Origin of the sequence: Thermocrispum sp. (assembly GCF_002919275.1) — a bacterium.
Taxonomy (GTDB): Bacteria; Actinomycetota; Actinomycetes; order Mycobacteriales; family Pseudonocardiaceae; genus Thermocrispum; species Thermocrispum agreste.
Genome location: NZ_PKFA01000015.1, coordinates 88,319 through 95,501, shown reverse-complemented (window position 1 = coordinate 95,501; position 7,183 = coordinate 88,319). Strand labels below are relative to the sequence as shown.

Annotated in this window: 8 protein-coding genes; all 8 read right to left on the bottom strand. The window is 72.1% G+C overall.

All coding sequences use genetic code 11. The features are described from left to right. Positions 1–497 (bottom strand): TlpA disulfide reductase family protein (locus CXP56_RS03440; protein ID WP_286899785.1); only part of this gene is annotated, 497 nt, incomplete at its 3' end. Continuing rightward, positions 494–1,129: a histidine phosphatase family protein gene (locus tag CXP56_RS03435; RefSeq protein ID WP_028846923.1), complete on the bottom strand. Its 636-nt coding sequence runs from the start codon at positions 1,127–1,129 to the stop codon at positions 494–496. The genes CXP56_RS03440 and CXP56_RS03435, both read right to left, overlap by 4 nt. 191 nt (positions 1,130–1,320) lie before the next feature. Beyond that, positions 1,321–2,616 (bottom strand): glutamate-1-semialdehyde 2,1-aminomutase, encoded by a 1,296-nt coding sequence (gene hemL, locus CXP56_RS03430; protein WP_286899787.1) that lies wholly within the window; start codon positions 2,614–2,616, stop codon positions 1,321–1,323. Positions 2,617–2,634: 18 nt separating this feature from the next. Further along, complete coding sequence (locus CXP56_RS03425) at positions 2,635–3,057, bottom strand: hypothetical protein (protein WP_245566575.1); 423 nt, start codon at positions 3,055–3,057, stop codon at positions 2,635–2,637. An 18-nt stretch (positions 3,058–3,075) separates the two neighbouring features. Continuing rightward, positions 3,076–3,543: a transport-regulating membrane protein Mce1N gene (gene mce1N / locus CXP56_RS03420; protein ID WP_286899782.1), complete on the bottom strand. Its 468-nt coding sequence runs from the start codon at positions 3,541–3,543 to the stop codon at positions 3,076–3,078. Further along, on the bottom strand, positions 3,540–4,424 hold the full coding sequence (locus tag CXP56_RS03415) for a hypothetical protein (protein WP_286899781.1): 885 nt from the start codon (positions 4,422–4,424) through the stop codon (positions 3,540–3,542). Before CXP56_RS03415 ends, mce1N begins: the two co-directional genes overlap by 4 nt. Next, the gene (hemB, locus tag CXP56_RS03410; protein ID WP_028846927.1) at positions 4,421–5,395 is read right to left on the bottom strand and encodes a porphobilinogen synthase; all 975 of its coding nucleotides are present in this window, start codon (positions 5,393–5,395) and stop codon (positions 4,421–4,423) included. Before hemB ends, CXP56_RS03415 begins: the two co-directional genes overlap by 4 nt. 170 nt (positions 5,396–5,565) lie before the next feature. Beyond that, positions 5,566–7,119: a bifunctional uroporphyrinogen-III C-methyltransferase/uroporphyrinogen-III synthase gene (locus tag CXP56_RS03405; RefSeq protein ID WP_286899777.1), complete on the bottom strand. Its 1,554-nt coding sequence runs from the start codon at positions 7,117–7,119 to the stop codon at positions 5,566–5,568. Positions 7,120–7,183: the final 64 nt, after the last annotated feature.

The window sequence follows — 7,183 nt, the reverse complement described above, 5'->3', positions numbered from 1 at the left end:
CCCTTCATCTGCAGCATCACGCGGCCGGACGGGTCGTACAGCGACGGATAGGTGAGCTTGCGGTCCCGCATGAAGTCCTGCGCCGTCTCGCGCACCGGGTCCCGCACGTCGATGCCCAGCACCACCACGCCGCCGTCCGGGTCGTGCACCTGCTGCAGCTCGGGTGCCTCGGCCCGGCACGGCGGGCACCACTGACCCCACACGTTCAGCACCACGACCTTGCCGGCGAAGTCCTTGGTGGACAGCTGCTTGCCCGGGTTCATCAGGTCTTCGCCGGTGACGGTGAGCGACTGCCGCTCCGCACGCGGGTATTCGATGCGGGTCTGGCCGCCAGGGGCGACGAAGGTGAACTGGGAACCGCTCACCACCGCGTCGTCGCCGGTGCTGCAGCCGGCCAGCGCGGCGGAACAGCAGGTCAGCGCCGCGGCGAGCGCGGCGAGCAGGCGCCCGCCGCGCCGGGCACGGGCCCGGCCACGACGCGCGGACGCCGGTGTCATGCCCCGGTCACCCGCGGGTCGGTCCGGCCTGCCGGCTCGGCGTAGCGGATGGCCGTGATGGTGTGCCCGGTGAACTCGAAGCTGGTCAGCGAGGCCAGCGAACACTCCCGCTTGCGGGGGTCGTGCCACAGCCGCTTGCCCTCCACGAAGCGGCGCAGCGTCCAGATCGGCAGCTGGTGCGACACGCACACCGCTTCGTGCCCCTCCGCGGCCGCCCGCGCGGCGTAGGCGGCACCCAGCATGCGCCGGGCGATGTCCAGGTACGGCTCGCCCCACGACGGCCGGAACGGGTTCCACAGCTTGCGCCAATGGCGGGGATCCCGCAGTGCCCCGTCGCCGACCGACACCCGCATGCCCTCGAAGTAGTTGTCCGACTCGATCAGCTGCTCGTCGGTGTCGACCTCCAGCCGGTGCGCCGCCGCGATCGGCGCCGCGGTCTCCTGTGCGCGCTGCAGCGGCGAGGCCACCACGTAGGTGATGTCGTGATTGGCCAGGTACTCGGCCACCGCGAGGGCCTGCTTGTTGCCGGTCTCCGACAGCTTGTACCCGGGCAGCCTGCCGTACAGCACGCCTTCCGGGTTGTGCACCTCGCCGTGCCGCACGAAATGCACCACTGTCCTGGTCGCTGTCATGAACCCCTCCGCTCGTGCACCGCGCCGGATCGGTTACCGCTACCTCAGCCTTGCGCCCGCCGGTGACGATCCCCGTGACCACCGGCTTTGGGCGAACTGTCCAAGTTCACCTTGCCCCATCGCCGGTCCGGCTCGCCGTGGTGGCGGTCCGATTCATGAGGCAGACCACGGCACCCTCCGGCGGTTCCCCGTCAGGGCTCGGCACGGGCGGCCGCTTCGGCGGCGGCGGGCAGTGCCGCCTCGATCCGCTCGAACGTCTCGTCGTCCATCGCCGCGTTGACGAACCACGCTTCGAACGCGCTTGGCGGCGCGTACACCCCGCGCTCGAGCAACGCGTGGAAGAACGGCGCGAACCGGTACGTCTCCGAGGCCTGCGCACTGGCGTAATCGTGCACGGGTTGGTCGGTGAAGAAGACCGACAGCAGGTTGCCCGCGTACTGCACGATGTGCCGCACCCCGGCCTTGGTCAGCGCCTCGGTCAGCAGGGCGCCGAGCCGCTGCGCGTTGGCGTCCAGCGCCTGGTAGACCTCGGCGTCCGCGGCGCGGAGGGTCGCCAGGCCCGCCGCCACGGCCACCGGATTGCCGGAGAGCGTGCCCGCCTGGTAGACCGGTCCGCTCGGGGCAAGGTGCTCCATCACGTCCGCCCGGCCGCCGAACGCGGCAGCGGGCAGCCCGCCGGACATCACCTTGCCGAACGTGTACAGGTCGCCGGGGATCCGCTCCAGCCCGTACCAGCCCGACGCGGACACCCGGAAGCCGGTCATCACTTCGTCCATGATCAACAGGGCGCCGTGCTGCGTGCACAGCTCGCGCAGCCCCGCGTTGAAGCCCTCCCGCGGCGGGACCGCGCCCATGTTGCCCGCGGCCGCCTCGGTGATCACGCACGCGATCTGCCCCTCGTTCTCGCTGAACGCCAGCTTGACCGCGTCGAGATCGTTGTACGGAAGCACGATGGTGTCCGCCGCGGACGCCCCGGTCACGCCGGGCGACGTCGGCAGCCCGAGCGTGGCCACCCCCGACCCGGCCTGGGCCAGCAGCGCGTCGACGTGGCCGTGGTAGCAGCCGGCGAACTTGATCACCTTGCTGCGGCCGGTGAAGCCGCGCGCCAGGCGCACCGCGCTCATGGTCGCCTCGGTGCCGCTGTTGACCAGCCGGATCCGTTCCACCGGCTCGACCCGGTCGACGATCTCCTCGGCCAGGTCCAGCTCGCCCCGTGTCGGTGTGCCGAACGACAAGCCGGACGCGGCGGCTTCCTGCACGGCCCGCACGACGTCCGGGTGCGCGTGGCCGAGGATCATCGGCCCCCAGGAGGAGACCAGGTCCACGTAGGTGTTGCCGTCCGCGTCACGCAGGTACGCGCCGGAGCCGGACACCATGAAACGCGGGGTGCCGCCCACCGCTTTGAACGCCCGCACCGGCGAATTGACCCCGCCCGGGGTCAGCGTCGTCGCCCGGTCGAACAGTGCTCGAGACTCCTGGCAGCTCATCATCCTCCGGTCCACGCATCAGACGTCTTCGTCGAACGGCGGCCACGGTTCGGTGCGCTCGGACCGCCCCCTGCGCGAGCGGACCCGCACCGCGAGCAGCAGCTGCCGCCCGGCATCCAGGACCAGCAGGACACCCACCAGCCCGAGGCCGATCGCGCCGCTGATCGCGTCGCCGTGGTAGTGGGTCAGCTCCACCGAACCGTCCGGGGTGGGCACCACGGTGATCCCGGACTGCCACAGCCGGACGGCCAGCCACCCGGCCGTCGCGGCCAGGATCAGCTCGGCCAGCGCGACGAGTGCCCGCCACGGCTGGTGCAGGCGCCCAGGGCGAGTGGGCGCGGATGCCGGCGGCCCGCCTGTCGGATCGGGTGCCCGATCCCCGGCGGCGTCCGCGAACGCCTGGTCGGCGCCCCGGCCCCCTTCGCCCGATGTCCTGGTCATGCTCACGTGGTCAGCTTCTCATGCGTCCATGGCGGCTCGCAGGGCGGTGCGCAGCGCCTCGCCGTCCCGTGCCCAGGCCAGCGCCCTGGTGCCGTCGGTCAGCTGCAGCCGCACCGGTTCGTACTTGCGCGGCATGCTGTGCCCGCCGCCGAGGACCCGCAGGTCACGGACCTGCTCGTCGCGCGGGCCCGCCGGGAGGATCTTGGCGATGCGGTCGATGGCGAGCACTTCGGGGCCCTGGATCAGCTCGCTGCGGGTGACCCGCACGCGGCAGAACCGGCGCCTGGCGACCACCCAAAGCACGGTGAACAGCAGCAGGACCCCGCCGGCGAGCGCCCACAGGCTCCAGAACACCGGGCCGGTGACCGCTTCCACCGCGACGCCGGCCGCGGCCAGCCCGAACGGGAAGGCCAGCGCCAGCCAGCTGCCCCCCGGGTCGTCGTAGAGCACGTCCTGCGCGTCCGGCACGGCACGTTCCCCGCTCACCGATCACCTCGCCATCGCCGTTTCGGGGCCTGGATTTTCGGCAGGTAGGCGTTCGCCGCGGGCAGGAACAGCAACACGGCCGCCACACCGCCGAGCACCAGCCCGGCCCAGTGCGCGGGGTTGACGTACTCGGCGGGCATGAACCCGCAGAACGCAACGACCACCAGGGTCAACGCCACCAGCACGGTGCGCGCCGATCGGGTTCCCTCGCGCATCCGGTAGGCGAACGTCACCACCAGCATCGCCAGCATGACGCCGCCGCTGCCCAACAGCCACACCAAGCCGGACGCACCGGCCCGCACGTCGTCCGCGGTGATGTCGGTCCGCATGATCGGGTCGCCCGCCTCCACCGCGCGGTTGTAGGCGGCGACGTTCGCTTCGGCGATGTCGTCGACGTCGACGATCATCAGCACGAACGCCAACGCCGTCGCGGCCGCCGCGGCCAGCCACAGCGCGAGCGAGACGGTGATCTCGCGGGGCGGCGGCACCGTGCTGCGTGGGCCCGAATCCAGTGGCGGCAGGCCGGCCGCTTCCCGCTCCAGCGGATCCGTCGGATCCGAGTAGCCGGGTCCGCCGGACGGCTCCTCCTCGGGGAGCTCCGGATCATGCCAGTTCAGCCGGCCGCCGGGGCGTGCCTGCGCCGCCGGGCTCGGCCCGGCACGGCCGGGACCTACGCCGGTGTGTGGCCCGCCCTGACCCAGCTCGGGAGCGGCCAACGGGTCGTCCGAGGCCAGCGGCGCCGAAGCGGTCCGGTCCGGCCCGGGCTCGGCGGGCGCGCCCAGGGAGGACGGCGGCTCCGGAACGTCCCGATCCGGCTCGTCGCCCGGGCGCGGATCACCGGCGTCCCACTCGCGACGCGGGGAAGGAGAGCGATCGGTCATCGGGACAGCCAGGCCGCGGCCTCCGCCGCCCAGTATGTCAGCACCATGTCCGCGCCGGCGCGGACGATCGAGGTCAGCATCTCCAGCACCGCGCGCTCCCGCTCGACCCATCCGCGCTCCGCAGCGGCTTCGAGCATGGCGTATTCGCCGGACACCAGATACGCCGCCACCGGGACGGTGGACAACTCGGCGGCCAGGCTGACCACGTCGAGGTACGCAAGCGCGGGCTTGACCATCACCATGTCCGCGCCCTCGGCGATGTCCAGCTCGATCTCCCGGATCGCCTCACGCGCGTTGGCCGGGTCCTGCTGATAGGTCTTGCGGTCGCCGCGCAGCTGCGAATTCACCGCCTCGCGGAACGGGCCGTAGAACGCGCTGGCGTACTTCGCCGAGTACGCCAGGATGCCCACGTCGGTGAAACCGGCCTCGTCCAGCGCCGAGCGGATCGCGGCCACCTGGCCGTCCATCATGCCGCTCGGCCCGAGCACGTGGGCGCCCGCTTCCGCCTGCGCCACGGCCATCTCCGCGTAGCGCTGCAGCGTCGCGTCGTTGTCCACGTTGCCGTGCTCGTCCAGCACACCGCAGTGGCCGTGGTCGGTGTATTCGTCCAGGCACGTGTCGGCCATCAGCACGGTGTCGTCGCCCAGCTCGGCACGCAGGTCGCGCAACGCGACGTTCAGGATGCCGTCGGGGCTGCTGGCGGCCGACCCGATCGCGTCATGCGTGGCGGGCACACCGAAGAGCATCAGCCCGCCCACCCCGGCGGAGACCGCTTCCACCGCGGCCTTGCGCAGCGAATCCCTGGTGTGGTGCACGACGCCGGGCATGCTGGCGATCGGCCTCGGCTCGGTGATTCCCTCGGCCACGAACAGCGGCAGGATCAGCTGGCGCGGCCGCACCTCTGTCTCGCGGACCAGCCGCCGTATGGCGGCGGTGCCGCGCAGCCTACGGGGTCGATGCTCGGGAAACATTCATCAAACGGTACTCCGTCGCACCCGCTCGACGACGCACCCCTCACCTGGACGTACGCCGCAAAAAGCCGGTGCGCGAGCCCGCAAGCACAGCCGACTCGCGCACCGGAACGTCTCGTCGATCACCTGGCCGCGGCCAGGTCCACATCGCCCCTGATGCGCCCTGCTGCCTACTTCGACGAGGACGAGGAGCGACGCCGCTTGGTCTTCCGCGGCGGCGGCAGGGCACCCTCCGCGCGCAGCTTGGCCGCGTGCGCCGCCAGCTCGTCGACCAGCACGGTCACCCGGGGCTGGCTGGCCAGCACGTCCACCCGCAGGCCGAACTCCTGCGCGGTCTCCGCGGTCTTCGGCCCGATGCAGGCGACCAGCGTGCGCGCGTGCGGCTTACCCGCGATGCCGACCAGGTTCCGCACCGTGGACGCCGAGGTGAAGCACACCGCGTCGAACCCACCGGTCTTGATCATCTCGCGGGTCTCGGCGGGCGGCGGGGCGGCACGCACCGTGCGGTAGGCCGTCACGTCGTCGACCTCCCAGCCGCGTTCGACCAGCCCGGCGGACAGCGTCTCGGTGGCGATGTCGGCACGCGGCAGCAGGATCCGGTTGACCGGGTCGAGCACGTCGTCGTACGGCGGGAACTCCTTGAGCATGCCCTCGCTGGACTGCTCGCCCTGCGGAATCATCTCCGGGGTGATGCCGAACGCCCGCACCCGGTCCGCGGTGGCCTCGCCGATGCAGCCGATCTTGACCCCGGAGAAGGCCCGCGCGTCCAGGCCGAACTCCTGGAACTTCTCCCACACCGCCTTGACCGCGTTGGCCGAGGTGAAGATGACCCACTGGTAGCGGCCGTCCACCAGGCCCTTGACCGCCCGCTCCATCTGCGCCGGGCTGCGCGGCGGCTCGACCGAGATGGTCGGCACCTCGTGCGGGGTGGCGCCGTGGCTGCGCAGCCGCTCGGTCATCTCGGCCGCCTGCTCCTTGGTGCGCGGCACCAGCACCTTCCACCCGTACAGCGCCCGGGACTCCCACCAGGACAGCTTGGCCCGCTCGGCCACCGCGTCCCCGATGGTCACCACCAGCGTGCCGACCGTCTCGCCGATGGCGTCGGCCATCTGTGCCAGCGTGGTCTCCACGGTGCGCTGCAGGTTGACCGTGCCGTTGCTGGTCACCGCCACCGGAGTGTCCGGCTTGCGGCCGTGCTCGATCAGCTCGGCGGCCGCCTGCCCGAGGTGCGCCGACGTGGCGATCAGCACCAACACGCCGGGAGCGGCGGCCAGTGCCGCCCAGTCCACCTCGGCCCGCGAGTCGATCAGGTTCACCGTCGTCTGCGCACTGCCCAGCGCGATCCCCGCGTAGGCGGGCACGGCCAGCGCCGGCGGAACACCGGGCAGCACGTCGAACACCGCGTCGGTCTCGGCCACCGCCTTGACCTCGGCGATCACGGCCGAGCGGGTGAACGGGTCACCCGACACCAGCCGCAGCACCAGCCTGCCTGCCTTGGCCTCGGCGGCCAGGTCCTTGGCGACCTCGGCCGACTCGCCGACCGCGGGCCGTACCTCGGCGCCGTCGGCGGCCATCGCCAGCACGCCGGACGGGACGTCCGGGTCGGTGACGACAAGGTCGGCCTTGGCCAGCAGCTCGCGAGCGTTCGCCGTGATCAACCCGGGATCACCGGGGCCTGAGCCGACGAAGGCGACGCGCCCGGCGGACTTCGGTGCGGGGGTCATCTCGTGCACTTCTCCTTGTCGTGTCGAGCAGGTTGTCGGTCTTTGTCGTCGTGGCGCTGCGGGC